The organism is Pseudoalteromonas aurantia 208 (assembly GCF_014858725.1).
In the GTDB taxonomy this organism is placed as follows: Bacteria; Pseudomonadota; Gammaproteobacteria; order Enterobacterales; family Alteromonadaceae; genus Pseudoalteromonas; species Pseudoalteromonas aurantia.
Window position 1 is genome coordinate 306,688 of record NZ_AQGV01000014.1, and the last position, 19,396, is coordinate 326,083.

21 protein-coding genes are annotated in these 19,396 nt (G+C 40.5%); all 21 read right to left on the reverse strand.

Features of this window, described 5'->3' with window-relative positions; translation table 11 throughout:
• Positions 1-109 precede the first annotated feature (109 nt).
• The 21 genes from glmU to mioC all read right to left on the reverse strand — a co-directional run bounded on the left by glmU (position 110) and on the right by mioC (position 18,917).
• A complete protein-coding gene (glmU, locus tag PAUR_RS18280; RefSeq protein WP_192509163.1) occupies positions 110-1,474 on the reverse strand; it encodes a bifunctional UDP-N-acetylglucosamine diphosphorylase/glucosamine-1-phosphate N-acetyltransferase GlmU in 1,365 nt (454 codons plus the stop codon).
• Between the two features lie 252 nt (positions 1,475-1,726).
• The gene (locus PAUR_RS18285; protein WP_192509164.1) at positions 1,727-2,275 is read right to left on the reverse strand and encodes a hypothetical protein; all 549 of its coding nucleotides are present in this window, start codon (positions 2,273-2,275) and stop codon (positions 1,727-1,729) included.
• A gap of 290 nt (positions 2,276-2,565) precedes the next feature.
• Positions 2,566-2,700 carry a hypothetical protein gene (locus tag PAUR_RS23825; protein WP_263973709.1) on the reverse strand — a complete coding sequence of 45 codons (135 nt, stop codon included), beginning with the start codon at positions 2,698-2,700 and terminating at the stop codon, positions 2,566-2,568.
• Positions 2,701-2,746: 46 nt separating this feature from the next.
• Positions 2,747-2,881: a hypothetical protein gene (locus PAUR_RS23830; RefSeq protein WP_263973709.1), complete on the reverse strand. Its 135-nt coding sequence runs from the start codon at positions 2,879-2,881 to the stop codon at positions 2,747-2,749.
• A gap of 46 nt (positions 2,882-2,927) precedes the next feature.
• Entirely contained in the window at positions 2,928-3,062 is a 135-nt protein-coding gene (locus PAUR_RS23835; protein WP_263973709.1) for a hypothetical protein, read from the reverse strand.
• A gap of 46 nt (positions 3,063-3,108) precedes the next feature.
• Positions 3,109-3,246 (reverse strand): hypothetical protein, encoded by a 138-nt coding sequence (locus PAUR_RS18290; protein WP_192509165.1) that lies wholly within the window; start codon positions 3,244-3,246, stop codon positions 3,109-3,111.
• 1,093 nt (positions 3,247-4,339) lie between these two features.
• Complete coding sequence (locus PAUR_RS18295) at positions 4,340-6,463, reverse strand: winged helix-turn-helix domain-containing protein (protein ID WP_192509166.1); 2,124 nt, start codon at positions 6,461-6,463, stop codon at positions 4,340-4,342.
• Positions 6,464-6,685: 222 nt separating this feature from the next.
• The gene (locus PAUR_RS18300) at positions 6,686-7,105 is read right to left on the reverse strand and encodes a F0F1 ATP synthase subunit epsilon (protein WP_040698348.1); all 420 of its coding nucleotides are present in this window, start codon (positions 7,103-7,105) and stop codon (positions 6,686-6,688) included.
• Between the two features lie 11 nt (positions 7,106-7,116).
• Positions 7,117-8,502 carry a F0F1 ATP synthase subunit beta gene (gene atpD, locus PAUR_RS18305; RefSeq protein WP_010366182.1) on the reverse strand — a complete coding sequence of 462 codons (1,386 nt, stop codon included), beginning with the start codon at positions 8,500-8,502 and terminating at the stop codon, positions 7,117-7,119.
• Positions 8,503-8,534: 32 nt separating this feature from the next.
• The gene (gene atpG, locus PAUR_RS18310) at positions 8,535-9,395 is read right to left on the reverse strand and encodes a F0F1 ATP synthase subunit gamma (RefSeq protein ID WP_010366183.1); all 861 of its coding nucleotides are present in this window, start codon (positions 9,393-9,395) and stop codon (positions 8,535-8,537) included.
• 58 nt (positions 9,396-9,453) lie between these two features.
• Positions 9,454-10,995 carry a F0F1 ATP synthase subunit alpha gene (gene atpA / locus PAUR_RS18315; protein WP_010366186.1) on the reverse strand — a complete coding sequence of 514 codons (1,542 nt, stop codon included), beginning with the start codon at positions 10,993-10,995 and terminating at the stop codon, positions 9,454-9,456.
• A gap of 14 nt (positions 10,996-11,009) precedes the next feature.
• Positions 11,010-11,543: a F0F1 ATP synthase subunit delta gene (gene atpH, locus PAUR_RS18320; protein WP_010366188.1), complete on the reverse strand. Its 534-nt coding sequence runs from the start codon at positions 11,541-11,543 to the stop codon at positions 11,010-11,012.
• Between the two features lie 14 nt (positions 11,544-11,557).
• Complete coding sequence (gene atpF, locus PAUR_RS18325) at positions 11,558-12,028, reverse strand: F0F1 ATP synthase subunit B (protein ID WP_010366190.1); 471 nt, start codon at positions 12,026-12,028, stop codon at positions 11,558-11,560.
• A 39-nt stretch (positions 12,029-12,067) separates the two neighbouring features.
• Positions 12,068-12,301 (reverse strand): F0F1 ATP synthase subunit C, encoded by a 234-nt coding sequence (gene atpE, locus PAUR_RS18330; RefSeq protein ID WP_004335261.1) that lies wholly within the window; start codon positions 12,299-12,301, stop codon positions 12,068-12,070.
• Positions 12,302-12,353: 52 nt separating this feature from the next.
• Entirely contained in the window at positions 12,354-13,211 is an 858-nt protein-coding gene (atpB, locus tag PAUR_RS18335; protein WP_192509167.1) for a F0F1 ATP synthase subunit A, read from the reverse strand.
• 15 nt (positions 13,212-13,226) lie between these two features.
• Complete coding sequence (locus tag PAUR_RS18340) at positions 13,227-13,607, reverse strand: ATP synthase subunit I (RefSeq protein ID WP_010366214.1); 381 nt, start codon at positions 13,605-13,607, stop codon at positions 13,227-13,229.
• Between the two features lie 135 nt (positions 13,608-13,742).
• Entirely contained in the window at positions 13,743-14,696 is a 954-nt protein-coding gene (locus tag PAUR_RS18345) for a ParB/RepB/Spo0J family partition protein (RefSeq protein ID WP_192509168.1), read from the reverse strand.
• 15 nt (positions 14,697-14,711) lie between these two features.
• On the reverse strand, positions 14,712-15,497 hold the full coding sequence (locus tag PAUR_RS18350; RefSeq protein ID WP_192509169.1) for a ParA family protein: 786 nt from the start codon (positions 15,495-15,497) through the stop codon (positions 14,712-14,714).
• Positions 15,498-15,513: 16 nt separating this feature from the next.
• Positions 15,514-16,134, reverse strand: a complete 621-nt coding sequence (gene rsmG / locus PAUR_RS18355; protein ID WP_192509170.1) for a 16S rRNA (guanine(527)-N(7))-methyltransferase RsmG — start codon at positions 16,132-16,134, stop codon at positions 15,514-15,516.
• A gap of 15 nt (positions 16,135-16,149) precedes the next feature.
• Entirely contained in the window at positions 16,150-18,039 is a 1,890-nt protein-coding gene (gene mnmG, locus PAUR_RS18360; protein ID WP_192509171.1) for a tRNA uridine-5-carboxymethylaminomethyl(34) synthesis enzyme MnmG, read from the reverse strand.
• Positions 18,040-18,470: 431 nt separating this feature from the next.
• The gene (gene mioC / locus PAUR_RS18365; RefSeq protein ID WP_192509172.1) at positions 18,471-18,917 is read right to left on the reverse strand and encodes an FMN-binding protein MioC; all 447 of its coding nucleotides are present in this window, start codon (positions 18,915-18,917) and stop codon (positions 18,471-18,473) included.
• Between the last annotated feature and the right edge of the window lie 479 nt (positions 18,918-19,396).

A 19,396-nucleotide genomic window follows, 5' to 3' on the forward strand; every position in this document is an offset into this window, starting at 1 on the left:
TTGTTAATTTTTGATTAACTCACAGTAATGTACCATTTTGCCTAGAAGAAAGGAACACGCTTAAACAGATGAAGTGAAGGCCAATATGCACCTTCACTTTGCGTAATTTTTACGATTTATTTTTAACAGGTCTTTGCCAACCATTTAAATTCCGCTGCTTAGAACGTGCAACTGCCAGCTGGTCATCATCTACATTTGCCGTGATGACTGAGCCTGCACCAATTGTAGCCAACTTACCTATTTCAATCGGCGCAACTAACGATGAATTTGAGCCAATAAAGGCATTATCACCAATAATGGTCTTTGACTTATTCACACCATCATAGTTACAAGTTATTGTACCAGCCCCTATATTGACCTTTTCACCCACCTCAGCATCACCCAAATATGTCAAGTGATTCGCTTTTGAACCTTTACCCAGACGCGTTTTCTTCATCTCAACAAAGTTTCCAACATGAGAATCTTCATCCATCACCGCCCCCGGACGCAAGCGCGCAAAAGGCCCCAACGTACAGTAGGCCGCAACCTGCGCATCTTCAATCAATGTGTTCGCTTTAATCACAACATTGTCACCAATACTGCAATCTTTTAAAACACAATTAGGGCCAATTACCACATTATCACCAAGTGTAACTGTCCCTTCAAATATCACATTAATATCGATATGAATATCTTCACCTGTAGAAACGACGCCTCGCACGTCGACACGAGCAGGATCAGCTAAAGTTGCACCGCCAAGCATTAACTTTTCTGCCTGCCAAGATTGGTATGCTCTCTCTAACGCAGCCAATTGGACTCGATTGTTTGCACCTTCTACTTCCATGGGATCATCAGGTTGAGCTGAAGATATTTCAACACCTTCATTGTGTGCCATTGCCACAATATCTGTGAGGTAATACTCACCTTGTGCGTTGTTATTCGATAAATTTGATAACCACTTTTTCAATAGCCGACCATTCGCCGCCATTATTCCGGTGTTAATCTCTGTAATTTGTAGCTGTTCAGCGGTGGCATCTTTTTGCTCTACAATACCCACCAATTTTCCGTTGTCTCGTAACATCCTGCCATAGCCATTTGGGTTATCTAAATTGACGGTTAATACCGCTAACCCTTCTGAAGGTGTAGCCGCGAGCAGACGTTCTAATGTAGAACGCTTTGTTAAAGGCACATCACCATACAAAACCAATACAATATCATCATCATTAATGTGTGGTGTAGCAACAGCAACTGCATGGCCTGTTCCCAGCTGCTCTTCTTGAAGGACCCAGTTTACATCATTACTTGCTAGCGCTAATTGTAATTGTTCACCACCATGACCGAACACTAAATTTGTCGCACGAGCGCCCATTGCAACAGCATTATCAATAACATGCTGTACCATTGGTTTTCCTGCTATTGAGTGTAAAACTTTTGGGAGTTTAGAGCGCATGCGAGTGCCTTTACCCGCAGCCAAGATAATTGAAGTTAGTGCCATGAACACTTGATCCTTTTAAAATAAAATATGAGCCAATGAAACTGGCAGCTATAGTTTGCTTTTTTACGATAGCAACCAACATTTCTTATTAATCGTATTGTAACGCTCTTCATTCTAATTGGTAAGTGCTGCTGCAAATTGGATATATTTTGCTATATAAAGTGTAGATAGATATGGTCCTTAAATACATACGTCGCTTTACAGTGACTCTATGTCTATAGCGAGTACCAGCCCCCGCTGCATCCCATTGTGCTATAAATTGCAGTGTTCTTTATCGAAAAAAGAGACAAGTGCATCCTGCTTACTTAATTTATCTAGCAAATTGAAACTTCTCTGATCTAAATTACTCGAAATTAAAAGCTTACTTTCTTTTATTTCATCGACGTGAAATTGCCATTGCTCTGAACTGTCGCAAAACCATAAACTGGAGCCTGGTGCAATCATCGGATCATCGGACTCAATCGATGTTTGATATTTTCCTAATACTGTGTACGAAGTCACAATAAATAACAACTGACCTTCAGAGAGTGAATGCCCAGTATTAAGTTCTTTATTTATGAACTCAACATATCCATCCGTTTTAGCATGAAGGCGCCTTGTATTTTGTTCCGATTTCACAGCATATTCTAATAAACTTTGCCCTTTCTTAACGCCACTCCCTACATATAGAACTTCTTTGTTTACAACCGCTCCCGTCTCCCTTGCATAATAGAAATCACTTGCGGGTACCTGCAGTTCTAGCTTTCCATAGAGTGAACCAGCCATAACAGATAAGAAAAGCGGCATACTTATAATATTCAATCGTTAATTTCCTTGTACTTTTGTAACTGCTTCATCGTTTAAAAACGACGTTATATTCCTCCAAACATGTGTTAGCTAGGAGTCTCTTTGGGGAAACCTGCCCTTTTCAGTATCGCTTCTCTTCACTTTAGTTATTTGTGGTCCCTTTATTCACATCATCCACAATAAGCAATATTGACTTTGCATCGAAGGTCGGTTTAATAAGTCACTTCTTTATCTTTTTCGTTCTCAATGCCAGTTTCATCACGCTATGCCTTGTTATTATTATTGGTCAGGTGCCACATCAAAACTTAGTTCGGATTTTTTACCGTCTGAGTAATGGTGTCGGTATTCGTACCACCCGCTATACGCTGTGTTTGCTTTGCATCTAAGGTCGGTTCAATAAGTAGCTTCTTTATCTTTTTCGTTCTCAGTGTCAATTTCATCACGTTATGCCTTGTTATTATTGTTGTTCGGGTGTCACATCAAAATTTAGTTCGGATTTTTTACCGTCTGAGTAATGGTGTCGGTATTCGTACCACCCGCTATACGCTGTGTTTGCTTTGCATCTAAAGTCGGTTCAATAAGTAGCTTCTTTATCTTTTTCGTTCTCAGTGTCAATTTCATCACGTTATGCCTTGTTATTATTGTTGTTCGGGTGTCACATCAAAATTTAGTTCGGATTTTTTACCGTCTGAGTAATGGTGTCGGTATTCGTACCACCCGCTATACGCTGTGTTTGCTTTGCATCTAAAGTCGGTTCAATAAGTAGCTTCTTTATCTTTTTCGTTCTCAGTGTCAATTTCATCACGTTATGCCTTGTTATTATTGTTGTTCGGGTGTCACATCAAAATTTAGTTCGGATTTTTTACCGTCTGAGTAATGGTGTCGGTATTCGTACCACCCGCTATACGCTGTGTTTGCTTTGCATCTAAAGTCGGTTCAATAAGTAGCTTCTTTATCTTTTTCGTTTTCAGTGTCAGTTTCATCATGTTTTTATTCTCGTAATTTATATGTTGCTGCTTTGTGAGTAACTACAGATTAAACAATTTCACTGTTTTTAGGTAATTATAAAACCTTATATATCACCCATAATATTTATCACAAGCAATTGATTTGTATACTTAAATGACAAAGTTCGCTTTTGATAATATTGAAAAGTCATTTCACACCTAAAATTATTTCCATCAACTTTAAAAATAACCCTTATTTATATGCCTTACCACAACTGCAAAGTGCTTCATAAGATACGACTGAATATCAACCAGTAGAAAAACTCAACAAGCTTGCACAAATAAAGTAATGTATCGCATGAAATTAACGAGTACGTATAGAGGGAAAGTGCAAACTGATGGGCGTATAAGTGTAAATTAATTATCATAAATTGCTTTTACGCTGCACAATGACTTTCATGCCACTCAAAAAGGCTGTCACTCAGTCACAAGCCCAATGACTGTTTAATAACAAAGTAATGAAGTGTAGATTTACTCGGTGCAGTAGTAAGGGGACAATAGTAAGTATGTCATATTCCCTGCCACATATTTTCATTTAGAAAGGGATATCAGATTGACCAAGCTTTCTGGGGAAGAGTCGTTGTTTGATGTTATTTAGTAGAGCAATGGGTTAGGCTTTCACACACCGTATCAAATATTACGTCATAGACCTTGCAAATAAGCATCATATAAATTCAATACTCAGTACTTAAAATAGAATTATTCAAACTCTTAGCTATTTGTAAATAGGTACTCTTCAGCTTGGTTCTACAAAAAACACAGAAATAAAACACCGCAAATCTCATGTTTCTGCCAAACAGTATGTAAACACGTTCTACACAATGTGCGAGCAGAGTATTTATCAAGAAACGTGTAGACAAGAGTTTATCGAAGAGAATGAATACAAATCGATGCTATAACAAACAAAGCGCTATGTTACCCACCTGAGAGCACAACCTCCTTCTCTTAACATACTGAAAGTAACCAGCCTAAGGTTGAAGTTTATTAAGGGTGCTCTCACTGGTAGAATTTATCAAGATACCATCAAGTCATATCAGTAATTTTTAAGTCATCTAGATACGAAAAGGTTATTTCACTTAAGCGCTATTTTTAGTAACTGGTTCTCTGATACCGTAATAATATCCAGTAGGATATTGCCATTTATCTCAGAGTATTGAACACCACCGATGACTGAACCGGGATTATATAGCTCCTCTATACTCTCAGGGTCATCACGGTTGATTTTATATACCTTTTCTCCATCAGAATAATAAATATTGCCGTGACCTACAGTAATAGAATGCTTGTACTTTGCTTGAGGTAATTCATATTGCTCTATTTGCTCTCCAGAGAATATATCATAGAGCACAATTTTATCATTCGATGAGAGTGAAACCAAAGTAGACTCATTTAAATGGCCAATCCATAAAGACGTTAAGGCTGGAACCTCTACTTTCTTTTTATCAATAATTGAATATCTAAATGTTTTGCTTTTTATTTTTTTATCACTAACAACAACAAAGCCTATTTGTTCTTTGCCAAGGAACTCGGCAGAAATAACGGTGCCTTCAGTACGAATAGTATCGACTAACCGTAATGTTTTGTAATCATACAGCTCTATTTTGTCAGCGTGTTGCAACAAAAGTTGTTCCGTATCGTAATTATAACGAATTGCGCTAAGGCGCCCTTTAGGGATTTGAAGTGGTTGCCGTTCATTGCTGCTTTTTTGTGTAAAGCTAATGAAGCTCTCACTGCCTCGTCGTGTTAAAAATAAGTACCCATCATCAACTTCTATTCCTGAGCGATCTTCATAATCACTTTCATCCACAATACTAACGTCATTGGTTTGCAAATTAAATTGATGGATATCTCTCAAAAAAGGATAACTGACTAGTAATAACGAATCTTTATCGAACGCTTGAAAGCTGGCATAGGTTTTATCTGTTTCTAATTCAACAATACTATGTATCTTGCGATTAAATAAATCATATTCATAAACAATATTTTCAGTATTATCTAGCCAAACCAACATTCCTGATGGTTCATCATAAGTAACAGCCCATATTCGATGCGAAGCCTCAAATAGTTTCTCTTGATTTCCACCATCAGGGTCTGTCACATATAACTCATTGATATCATATTGGCGTCGCTCAAATAGAATGAGTTCTTTACCTGGAATATACGATAAGAAACGGTCACCATACGAGTTTAAGTTTGGTGATGTAATTTGAAATTCATCGCCAGTCGCTAAGTTCCGATTGACCAATGCGGCTAGTTCATCTCTATTTCTGTACCCTGTTTTGGAATAAATAAACCGATTATTGCCGGCACCGCCCCCTGTCATACTGTCATTTAAGTTACAATCAAATAAAAACTGATTATCTGAATTAAAGTCAGCATTCAACCGCCAGACTTGGCACTTATCTTTTGTTGTTGCGCGATAAAAAATAGCATTGGAGTCTACCGACCACCCTAGCGGAAGGTAATTAACCCCTTCCTCTCCTAGCCGTTTTTCTTGGCCGCCATTAAGTCCTTTCACCACCAATGAATAATGTTGGCTATCGTTTGGAATGAATGAAAAAGCCACCTGCTTTTTATCTGGAGATAATGTGAGTAAGGTATATCGCCCTGGTAACCAAGACAGTACACTTTCTTCGATACTTTTTTGTTGTACTTTAACATCAGTTTTAAAGCGGTATCCTTGATATGCAGCTACCGAAAGTAAGACGGTAAAAATAGTCATAATTACCACTTTCTTTACATTGGAAGAGCCTCGTTTTGATGTTGATTTTTCAAGCCCTATCGCATTATTTTGCTCTCTACCAGCACTTTCTTTTTTGTTTGTTTCTTGATTTTTATCCGTGCTGGATTGGTGATAAATAATAATTGGTTCAAGGAAGAAACTATACCCTTTTCGATAGTGCGTTTTTACGATAATGCCTTTTTGTCGTTCAGACTTAAGTACCTTTCTAAGTTCAGACATCGCTCTATTAATGGCATTATCATCTACATAATTTTGCTTCCAAACATCATCAACAAGATCTTGTCTGGTAATAATCTGCTCACAATTTATCGCCAGATAGCATAGTATGTTAAACAATAAAGGTTCAAGCTCTCGTTCTACTTCTCCGTCATGAATAGTTTGACGCTTTGGATCTAGACTCCACTCGCCAAATTTAACCTCTTTGACCTTCCTGGAAAAGCTAACTTCATTCATTGTTCAAAGCAATATAATTATGAGTAATCTGTTTATTCTATCGAATGGTACAGTGAACACAACTTTTTATTACAAAGTTGTTAGTGTATTCGTAACAATAATAATTTTTTAAACTCTGAAAATTGAAGGGAATAAAATATATTTATCTATATATGTATAATAATTGTAAACAAAAAGCCCACACCAAAAGATGTGGGCTTTTTAAACCAGATAGGTTTGTACTTATTTACGCAATTGACGGATAACGCGTAGCTGAGCAATCGCTTCAGCCAGTTGTGCCGCGGCAGCTTGGTGGTCAAGCTCTGAAGCTGCCCCTGATGCCATTTGAGTTTGCGCTTCACGCTTAGCTTCTTCAGCGGCTTGCTCATCTAGGTCTTCACCACGAATAGCAACGTCAGCAAGGACGGTTACTGTCTGTGGTTGAACTTCTAATGTGCCGCCAGCAACGTAGATGATCTCTTCGCTGCTGTCTGCTTTAACTAAACGTACCATACCAGGTTTTAGGCCAGTCAGGAGTGGGGCGTGACCTGGGTGAATACCCAACTCACCTTCACTACCTGTCACTTGAATTGTAGCGACGCTACCAGAGAATACACTCTGCTCTGCACTTACTACGTCAAGTTGTACTGTCATTGCCATAATAACCCCCTAAATTACATGTTTTTTGCTTTATCAACTGCTTCGTCGATAGAACCAACCATGTAGAAAGCTTGCTCTGGCAGATCATCATACTCACCGTTTAAGATGCCGTTGAAGCCTGCGATAGTGTCTTTCAGTGAAACGTATTTACCTGACGCGCCTGTGAATACTTCAGCAACGAAGAACGGCTGAGATAGGAAACGTTGGATTTTACGTGCACGAGATACAACTTGCTTATCTTCGTCAGAAAGCTCGTCCATACCTAGGATTGCAATGATGTCTTTAAGCTCTTTGTAACGCTGAAGAACTGTCTGAACGCCACGTGCAGTATCATAGTGCTCTTGACCAATTACTTGTGGGTCAAGCTGACGAGATGATGAATCTAGTGGATCTACCGCTGGGTAAATACCAAGAGACGCGATATCACGTGAAAGTACAACTGTTGCGTCTAAGTGAGCAAAGGTTGTAGCAGGAGATGGATCCGTCAAGTCATCCGCAGGTACGTATACCGCTTGGATTGATGTGATTGAACCAGCTTTAGTCGACGCAATACGCTCCTGAAGTACACCCATTTCTTCAGCAAGTGTAGGCTGGTAACCTACCGCTGATGGCATACGACCTAGAAGTGCTGATACTTCAGTACCTGCAAGTGTATAACGGTAGATGTTATCTACGAAGAAAAGTACGTCACGACCTTCGTCACGGAACTTCTCTGCCATAGTAAGACCTGTCAGTGCAACACGTAAACGGTTACCTGGAGGCTCGTTCATCTGACCGTAAACAAGCGATACTTTATCAAGTACGTTTGAATCGTTCATTTCATGATAGAAATCGTTACCCTCACGAGTACGCTCACCAACACCTGCGAATACAGAATAACCACTGTGCTCGATTGCGATGTTACGGATAAGTTCCATCATATTTACGGTTTTACCTACACCGGCACCACCGAATAGTCCAACTTTACCACCTTTAGCGAACGGACATACAAGGTCAATTACCTTGATACCAGTTTCTAGTAGTTCGATTGAACTTGATTGCTCTTCATATGAAGGGGCTGCACGGTGAATTGACATACGCTCGTCTTCACCAATTGGACCTGCTTCATCGATTGGCTGACCCAATACGTCCATGATACGACCAAGGGTCTTTGTACCTACTGGAACTTTAATTGGCTCGCCTGTACCTTCTACTGCAGTGCTACGACGTAAACCGTCAGTAGTACCTAGTGCGATTGCACGAACTACGCCGCCACCTAGTTGTTGTTGAACTTCTAGAGTCAAACCAACTAAGTCGCCTTCTGTAATTTTTACTGCTTCATATACAGCTGGCACGCTATCTTGTGGGAACTCGATGTCCACAACGGCGCCGATAATTTGGACGACCTTACCTAAACTCATGTCTATTCCTCTCGTTAAACTTTGCCGAAGCGTTATACCGCAGCCGAACCACTAACAATCTCACTGATCTCTTGTGTGATTGCAGCTTGACGTGCTTTGTTATAAATCAGTTGCAGCTCATCAATTAGGTCACCAGCATTATCTGTTGCGGCTTTCATCGCAACCATACGGGCAGCCTGTTCAGAGGCAGCATTCTCAACTACACCTTGGTACACTTGTGATTCAATGAAGCGTACTAACAGAGTCTCTAAAATAGCCTCTGGGTTTGGCTCGTACAAGTAGTCCCAAGCGTGAGCTGATACTTCTTCTTCAGCTTTTGGCAAAGGTAATAACTGATCGATTACTGGCTCTTGCTTCATGGTATTTACAAAGTTGTTGTATACCACGAATAAACGGTCAATTTTTCCTTCAGCGAATGCATCAAGCATTACTTTAACAGGACCAATTACGTCCTGAATTGAAGGTGCATCTCCAAGACCCGCTTTTTTAGCGAGTAGTTGACCACCGAAGCGTTGGAAGAAACCAGCAGCTTTACCGCCTAGCGTTGCATATTCTGCATCAACGCCTTTTTCTTTCCAAGCTTGTACGTCTTGTGTCACTTTTTTGAACTCATTCGTGTTCAAACCGCCACACAGACCACGGTCTGTAGAGATAACAATATAACCAACTCGCTTCACATCACGTTCTTCTAAGAACGGATGATGGAAGTCAAGATTAGCTTGAGCAACACGACCGATCACTTTGCGTAAGTTCTCAGCATATGGACGGCTTGACGCCACACGGTCTTGCGCACGCTTCATTTTAGAAGCGGCAACCATTTCCATTGCGCTGGTGATCTTCTGAGTATTTTTAATACTCCCGATCTTGCTTTTAATCTCTTTTCCGCTGGCCATGACTCTCTCTCCGAATCAAGGTGAGTGTTAGCGATAACACCCACCATGCATAACTAAATTACCAAGTTTGCGTTGACTTGAACTTCTCAAGAAGTTCTTTCAACTGCGCTTCGATCTCGGCGTTGTAGTTACCTGTTTCATTGATTTGAGCCATTAGCTCTGCGTATGTGCTGTTTGCAAAACCAATTAGGCCTTCTTCGAAGTCACCGATTTTCGCGATTTCGATGTCTTGTAGGAAGCCTTTCTCAGCTGCAAATAGAGACAGAGACATTTCAGCAACAGACATTGGTGCGTATTGTTTCTGCTTCATTAGCTCAGTTACGCGCTCACCATGCTCAAGTTGAGCACGAGTTGCATCGTCAAGATCAGAAGCGAACTGAGAGAACGCTGCTAGTTCACGATATTGAGCTAGCGCTAGACGGATACCACCACCTAGTTTCTTAACGATTTTCGTTTGCGCAGCACCACCAACACGAGATACCGAGATACCAGCATTTACTGCTGGACGGATACCTGCGTTGAATAAGTCAGTTTCTAGGAAGATCTGACCATCGGTGATTGAGATAACGTTAGTAGGTACGAATGCAGAAACATCACCACCTTGAGTTTCAATGATAGGCAATGCTGTCAATGAACCTGTTTTACCTTTCACTTCACCGTTAGTGAACTTCTCTACGTAATCAGCGTTTACACGCGATGCACGCTCTAGAAGACGCGAGTGAAGATAGAATACGTCACCTGGGTATGCTTCACGACCTGGTGGACGCTTCAATAGCAATGAGATCTGACGGTAAGCAACAGCTTGCTTAGACAGATCATCATATACGATTAGTGCATCTTCACCGCGGTCACGGAAGTATTCACCCATAGTACAACCAGCAAATGGCGCTAGGAATTGTAGCGCTGCTGATTCTGAAGCTGATGCAACAACAACGATTGTGTTTTCAAGTGCACCATGTTCTTCAAGTTTACGTACTACGTTTGCAATCGTAGATGCTTTTTGACCAACCGCTACGTACACACACTTAACGCCTGTGCCTTTTTGGTTGATGATTGCATCGATTGCTAGTGCAGTTTTACCAGTCTGACGGTCACCGATAACCAGCTCACGCTGACCACGACCAACTGGGATCATTGCATCGATAGACTTATAACCAGTTTGTACTGGTTCGTCTACTGATTGACGCTCGATTACGCCTGGTGCAATTTTCTCAACTGGTTCAAAACCGTCGTTATCTAGTGCGCCTTTACCATCGATAGGCTGACCAAGTGTGTTTACAACACGACCAAGTAGACCACGACCAACAGGTACTTCTAGGATACGACCAGTAGATTGTACTTTTACGCCTTCTTTAAGGTCGGCGTAAGGACCCATTACTACTGCACCTACTGAGTCACGCTCAAGGTTTAGTGCGATAGCATAACGGTTGCCAGGAAGCTCGATCATCTCACCTTGCATACAGTCAGCTAGACCGTGGATGCGGATGATACCATCTGTAACAGATACAATTGTACCTTCGTTACGTGCTTCACTTACAACTTCAAACTGCTCAATACGTTGTTTGATCAGCGCAGAAATTTCTGTGGAATTAAGTTGCATGCTCATTTTCCCAATTACGATTGTAGCGAGGCCGCTAGGCGGTCAAGTTTGCCACGGACAGTTCCGTCAATAACGGTGTCACCAGCTTTGATCACAAGGCCGCTAACTACGGCTTCGTCGATGCTACAATTCAGCTTAACTTTGCGTGCGAAACGTTTTTCAAGTGCCGCGACCAATTTGTCTTGCTGTTCACCAGCAAGTTCAGTTGCAGAAATCACGTCAACGTCGATTTCTTTGTCATACTCTGCTTTAAATTCAGCAAAAATATCAGCAACTGCTGGAATGGCGGCTAAACGCTCATTTTCGGCCATCAGCTTGATAAGATTCTGACCCTGTTCGTTGAGTTGCTCAGAACATACTTTCAGTAATACATCAGTTTGTTCTGCAGCAGTTGGCATGCTTGCAAGCAAAGAAGCCACTTGCTCATCGCTGGCCACTTGGCCAGCGAAGAACAACATGTCATTCCAAGCGTCAACATTGCCTTTTTCAACAGCAAGTTCAAAAGCCGCTTTAGCGTATGGGCGAGCGATAGTAGTCAATTCAGACATGCTCATACCCTCCGTTACAGCTCAGCGACAAGTTTTTCAACGATGTCACTGTGTGCGGCTTGATTGATTTCACGCTCTAAAATCTTCTCAGCGCCAACCACTGCCAGAGTAGCAACTTGCTTACGCAGGTCCTCTGTCACACGGCTACGCTCTGATTCAACTTCAGAGTGTCCTTGAGCAATAATTTTCTCACGCTCTTGCTGACCACGAGTAGTCTCCTCGTCAACAATTAACGCTGCACGCTTTTTAGCTTGATCAATGATATCAGCCGCTTGAGTTTTTGCTTCTGTCAACTGCTCTGCAGCCTCTAGACGCACACGTTCAAGTTCTTTTTCGGCTTTATCAGAGGCAGCTAAACCATCTTCGATTTTTTTCTGGCGAGCTTCAATTGCACCATTTAGTGGTGGCCATACGAACTTCATACAAAATAATACGAAGACCGTAAACGCAATTAATTCACCGATAAGAGTGGCGTTTAAGTTCACAACCGCTCCTCCTTAAATAGTAAGCTGTTCAAAGTTAAATTAAAGTACGAACAACAATACCATCGCGATACCAACACCGATCATTGCAACAGCATCGATTAGACCAGCTAGGATGAACATCTTAACCTGTAGTGAAGGCGCAAGTTCAGGCTGACGAGCACATGCTTCAAGGAATTTACCACCCATGTTACCGAAGCCGATCGCTGTACCGATAGCACCGAAGCCGATAAGTAAAGCAACTGCGATGTACTTAAGACCTAATACTAGTTCCATTTTTTTCTCCAAAGTTTCAATTGTAAATTAAAGTTAAAATATAAAATAAAAATTAATGATTATCTGAGCTTGCCATGCTTAGGTATACGATTGTAAGCATCATGAATACAAATGCTTGCAGAACGATTACCAAGATGTGGAATACAGCCCAAATAAAGTGCAACGGTAGTTGCATTAAACCAACTGCGCCGATCAAGATGAAAATCAACTCACCAGCGTATAAGTTACCAAACAAACGAAGCGCCAACGAGAACGGCTTAGCAACCAGTGCTATCGTCTCTAGTAGCAAGTTAAACGGGATCAAAAGTACTTGAACCAGTTTGTTATCTGAACTGAACGGGTGCAACGTAAGCTCTTTAATAAAGCCACCGATGCCTTTGATTTTAATTGAGTACCCGATCATCAATAAGAACACACCAATTGCAAGCGCTGCGGTCAAGTTGATATCAGTGGTTGGTACAATCTTCATGTACACATCGTGAGAATCCATACCAAATGCGGTTTCACCAACAACACCAGCAAATGCAGGTAAGAAATCTACAGGTATTAAATCCATTAGGTTCATTAAGAACACCCAAACAAAAATTGTTAGAGCTAATGGAGCTATCAGCTTGCTACTACCATGATAGGTGTCACGTACGTTGTCACCAACGAACTCCACGATCATTTCAATGAAACACTGAAATTTACCCGGTACACCTGTGGTAGATTTAGTAGCGGCACTACGGAAGATCCATAAAAATATCAGACCTAACCCGATTGACCATGCGAGGGTATCTACGTGCCATGTCCAGAAACCACTGTCCGCGCATGCTTTATTGAAGGCAAGACCGGCGTCGGTCGAACACATCTTGGCATTGGTCAAGTGATGCTGAATATGGCTTGATAGAGTAACTTCTTCTGCAGCCATGTTTTATCCCAAAAGTTAATGATTAAAAAAAATCGGTGCCAACCATTGTGTGAACATCACCAGTATATAACAGCAAAAAAATGGCAATGCCATGACTGAAAAATACTTAAATACCAGTGCGAACAAACACACAGTCAGCAAAAACTTTAATCCATTGCCTCGTTTTATCGAGTCAAATACTTGCTCTGCTTTACTCGCGCCCATATATCTAAAGGCGTATAAAGCGAACACTAAGCTAGGAAGTACTGAAACTAGGCCACCAGCTATTGCAGATGCCCCCGCATGCACTCCCCAAGCGATTAAAACTATTACTGCAGCGACGATTGCTACGATACCCTGAAGTAATACGCCTTTTAATGCGGCTCGTCTATACGGGCCAGCTAACGAATGAGTCACTTTTTATTAACCTTTATGACCTTAAACTTAATCAGGGTATGAAAACTGGCGAAATTATACTTATTTTTGGTGATTTTGCAACTTGAAGAGACGAATAGTGGCGCTTTTTCAGCACCACCATTGTTTATTTATTGGTCATTCAGGCGGTTGTTGCATGTCTGGATGAATGCGGCCCAAAATGCCATCGAGTTCATCTAAGCTAGTATAAGAAATCACCAACTTGCCTTTACCTCGATTATTATAATTAATTTCCACTTTAGCACCTAGATTTTCGCCTAATTGTTGTTCTAACAATTTGACATCTGGGTCCTTTTCCTTTGTTTCTTTTTTATCCACTGGGGTTAAAATACTACGTACCAGTTTCTCTGTTTCACGGACTGTCAGGGCTTTTGCAACAGCGGTACGGGCAACCTCAGATTGCGCTTCTCCAGAGAGTGCCAATAAGCACCGAGCATGACCCATTTCGATGTCACCATGTTCCAACAAAATTTTAACATCATCATTGAGATTATTGAGACGTAGTAGATTTGTCACTGTGGTACGTGATTTACCAACCGCTTCAGCCACTTGTTGATGCGTTAATTCAAACTCTGTAAGCAAGCGATGCAATGCGACCGCTTCTTCCATCGCGTTGAGATCTTCACGCTGAATATTCTCTATTAATGCGATAGCAACCGCAGCCTCATCAGCCACCTGTTTCAAAATACAAGGCACAACATTTAATTGTGCTAATTGCGCAGCTCGCCAACGTCGTTCACCAGCAATAATTTCATAATCCGTATCACTGATATGGCGCACAACAATAGGCTGTAATATGCCTTGTGAGCGAATTGAACCAGCCAGTTCTTCAAGCGCTTGTTCCGACATGTCTTTACGAGGTTGATATTTTCCTGGCCTTAAATATTCAATCGGCAACCGTTGCAGCTCACCATCAGTATGTTCAATTTTACTGTCAATGTGCTTTTCGGTAACATCGCTTTTTACTTCTTCCACGGTATCAATGGCAACTGGCTCAGATGAAGGAGCCGGTTTTGCAGAGCTCAATAAAGCGTCCAAACCTCGGCCTAAACCACGTTTTTTAACCGACATGTTATTATTATCCTCTTAGGCAACCGCAGCAGATTGCTTTTCTTTTCGACGCAACATTTCCCCAGCTAACGCCAAATACGCTTTTGCACCACTTGATGCCCTATCGTAGTACATTGCTGGTGCACCAAAACTCGGCGCTTCGGCTAATCGTACATTACGTGGGATCACAGTACGATATACTTTTTCACCAAAATGCTGTTTTAATTGTTCAGAAACATCATTGGCTAAACGATTACGTGGATCATACATGGTACGTAAAATCCCCTCAATCTGTAAATTTGGATTTACTAATTTAGCTAATTGGGTAATGGTATCCATCAAGGCAGTTAATCCTTCCAATGCATAATATTCACACTGCATCGGCACAAGAATTGAATCTGCGGCGGCCATCGCATTCACCGTCAACATATTCAATGAGGGTGGACAGTCAATAAATATAAACTCATATTGATCTTGGATGGACTCCAGTGCATTTCTTAAACGCACCTCACGCGCAAATAATTCCATCAATTTAACTTCAGCAGCCGTAACATCCCCATTTGCTGCAATTAAGTGATATTCTCCTGATGTTTCTGTACTGATCACTTCAGAAATAGCTAATTCTTCAATTAACAAATCATAAATTGTGGGTACATCACTATATTTATCAACGCCACTTCCCATTGTCGCATTCCCTTGAGGGTCTAAGTCAATAAGTAGGACTTTACGTTTGGTCGCAGCCATCGATGCGGCTAAATTTACAGCCGTGGTGGTTTTGCCAACGCCACCCTTTTGGTTTGCAATTGCAATAACTTTTGCCACAGTGTCCTCAAAAAGCTCAATCTTTAGAAAGAATAATTAAATGCCGCTCAGCATCCAGTTCTGGAACTTCTAAGCTAATCTTTTGCTCAAAGTGCACACCCGTCGGCAAGTTTTCTAACTCTTGCTCAGGAAATTGACCTTTTAGCGCAATAAAGCGACCTGAATTATCAATTAAATGCTCACACCATTGCACCATATCTTGTAAAGATGCGAAAGCACGGCTCAGCACACCATCTAATTTAACATCTGGTTGATAATCTTCAACACGAGACTGCACTGGCATGACATTATCTAAGCCAAGCGCATGTTTTACTTGCATTAAAAAACGCACTCGTTTACCAAGGCTATCAAGTAATACAAATTGTGTTTCTGGTAATGCAATAGCTAATACGATACCCGGTAATCCAGGACCCGTACCCACATCAATATAATGCTTACCCGATAGGTGAGGTGCAACCATCAAAGAGTCCATGATGTGTTTAACCACCATTTCGTTCGGGTTACGTATAGAAGTTAAGTTGTAAGCTTTATTCCATTTGTCTAATAATTCAACATACTGCACAAGTTGCTGTTGTTGGCGTTCAGTTAGCACAATATCCGTTTGCGCTAATAAAGAAGATAGTTGTTGATGTAACACGAGATCCCATTGCCGTTACGCTGATTTGCGCAACAGCCCTTGCTTTTTCAGATACACTAATAATAGCGAAATCGCCGCCGGGGTGATACCAGAAATACGAGAAGCTTGACCAATAGTGTCAGGTCGAGCATCAGTTAACTTTGCAACAACCTCATTTGATAAACCACTTACCTGACTATAATCAAACTCTTTTGGTAGCAATGATTCTTCATGCCGCAGTTGTTTATTGATTTCATCTTGCTGACGTGCAATGTATCCAGCATATTTCGTTTGGATCTCAACTTGTTCAAGTGCTTGAATATTCGTAGCATCAGATCCTAAACCTTCAATAGCCATAAGATCATGATAGTTGATCTCTGGGCGACGGATCAGATCTTCTAAACTGGCTTCACGAGTTAATGGTGTTTTAAGTAACTCATTAACTTGATCAATTGATGGGTGATCTTTATGGATCCACGTTGCTTTTAAACGTTGTGATTCTTGTTCCATAACCTCTAGTTTATCATTAAATGCAGCCCATCGTTCATCATCAACTAAGCCAAGCTCTCGGCCTTTCTCTGTTAAACGTAAATCGGCGTTATCTTCACGTAATAACAATCGGTATTCAGCACGGCTAGTAAACATACGGTACGGTTCTTTGGTACCAAGAGTCGCTAAGTCATCAATTAGAACGCCGGTATATGCTTGATCTCGACGTGGTGTCCATGCATCTTTGCCTTGCACTTGTAACGCAGCATTCATACCAGCAATAAGACCTTGTGCACCAGCCTCTTCATAACCGGTAGTCCCATTTATTTGTCCAGCAAAAAATAAGCCGCTGATAAATTTAGTTTCTAAAGATTGTTTTAAATCTCTCGGATCAAAAAAGTCATATTCAATCGCATAACCGGGCCTACAAATATGTGCACTTTCAAATCCTTTAATTGACTGTACTATTTGCAACTGCACATCGAAGGGTAAGCTGGTGGAAATGCCATTAGGATATAATTCATAAGAAGTAAGTCCTTCTGGTTCAACAAAGATCTGATGTTTATCTTTATCTGCAAAACGCACTATTTTATCTTCAATTGAAGGACAGTACCTAGGACCAATCCCTTCAATAACACCAGCATACATAGGAGAACGGTGTAAATTCTCACGGATCACATCATGTGTTTTTTCATTGGTATAAGTGATATAGCAAGGGATCTGTTGCGGATGATCTGAATGTTTACCCATAAATGAAAAAGTGGGTGTGGGTGTATCGCCAGGCTGTGTTTGCATCACAGAGAAATCAACGGTTCTGGCGTCAATACGCGGTGGTGTACCTGTTTTTAATCTATCAACACGAAATGGAAGTTCACGCAAACGCTCAGCAAGTGCAATTGAAGGCGGATCGCCAGCTCTTCCACCTTTGAAATTTTCCATGCCAATGTGAATTTGTCCACCTAAGAATGTACCTACAGTAAGTACCACTGAATTAGCACCAAAACGTAACCCCATTTGAGTTACAACGCCTTTTACTTGGTCTTGCTCAACAATTAAATCATCACAAGATTGTTGAAAGATTTTCAGGTTCTTTTGATTTTGTAAAATACTTTGAATTTCAGCTTTGTATAAAACACGATCAGCTTGTGCTCGTGTTGCTCTTACCGCTGGTCCTTTAGACGAATTCAGAGTTCGAAATTGAATACCTCCTTTGTCTATCGCTTTCGCCATAGCTCCACCAAGCGCGTCAATTTCTTTAACTAAATGTCCCTTGCCGATGCCACCAATTGCGGGATTACATGACATCTGACCCAGAGTATCCATATTGTGTGTTAACAATAAAGTGTTCATACCCATTCTAGCAGCAGCAAGCGCAGCTTCAGTACCTGCGTGTCCGCCACCAACTACAATAACGTCAAAATGTTCATGATAAATCATTTACGGGATCCTACTTAAAAATTACCGGTTAGATTTTGAAAGGATGCGTATTCTACCTAGAAATACTCAGAAGTGAAATGATTAAATAGTAACCAACAAGAAAAAACCAAAAAGAGATCTTTTAATATAAATAAGATCTTTTTAAAGATCTTTATTAGATCTTACTACTACTGAACTCAATATCTGTGAGTAAGGTTTAATATCTATTTAATAGCAATAACTTAGATCAGATCAATTGATGTGAATAGGATCGGATCAAGTATCTAATAAGCTCTGATCAAAACAACGATTTATACACAGGGTCAGATCAACTTATAATTATCCCAAGGATAACTATGGTTAGATCAGCAGGTAGATCAAAGGTTATCCACAATACGATCTAAAAAAAAGCAAAAATGTGAATAACATCTGTGTAAAAGATCTGTTGGTGCCTATGAATATACCGTAAGCCTATCACTGAATTGCGGTAACCAAGCCAGCGCAGTGTCTTCTGGTAGAGATTCATCGAGTATATTGATCTCTAAAGTCGGCAATATTTTACTTGCTCCTTTATTAATCAATAACTTAGCGATATTTTTAGCTGCATAATTGTAAGTGTCATAACTTGTATCACCAATGCCGATAACAGCAAACTGAATGCCATCCAAATTATCTTGTTGATTTATTTGATCAATAAAAGGCAATAAGTTTTCCGGGTAGTCACCCGCACCGTAAGTTGATGTAACGACCAGCCATACATTATATCCACACTGAGTGAGGTCCGGTTGTTCTTGTAAATTTACAGTAAACCCTTGATTATCTAAGCCTTCTTTTATTTGATCAGCAACATATTCAGCTGATCCCATTTGACTACCTACGACGATCTCTATTTGTGGCATTGTAATTGATCAAGTCTTTTTAATGCCGTCATAATATCGTGCCTGTGGAAGAAGTAAAGAGGAGGGGAGTTTGATTGGATAAAAAATGACGTGTGTTTATTGTTCAAAATGAAATTTTCTACTTTATCTTGTTGAATTTTAAGCTGTAAATAAAATATTCCATGCGGTTATTAAGTGAAATTTATGTGGATAAACTGAGAATATCTTTTCGATAAGTTTTATTCAATGAATGCATTATATGATGATTTTCACTAAATTTGGTTTGAATGAGGATGATTTTCATGATGTGGACAAATTGAATGTGTATAACGATCAAGTCTTTGATTTAGATCTGTTTTTTTAGATCTATTAAATTAGATCTATATATTAAAAAAGTCTAATAACATTTAAATTAGATCGGAGCTGTTATTTGAACGGTTAGATTTTGACTGACTTGCTAGCTATTTGGACTCATGGCTTGGGATGAGTTGTGGAATTGA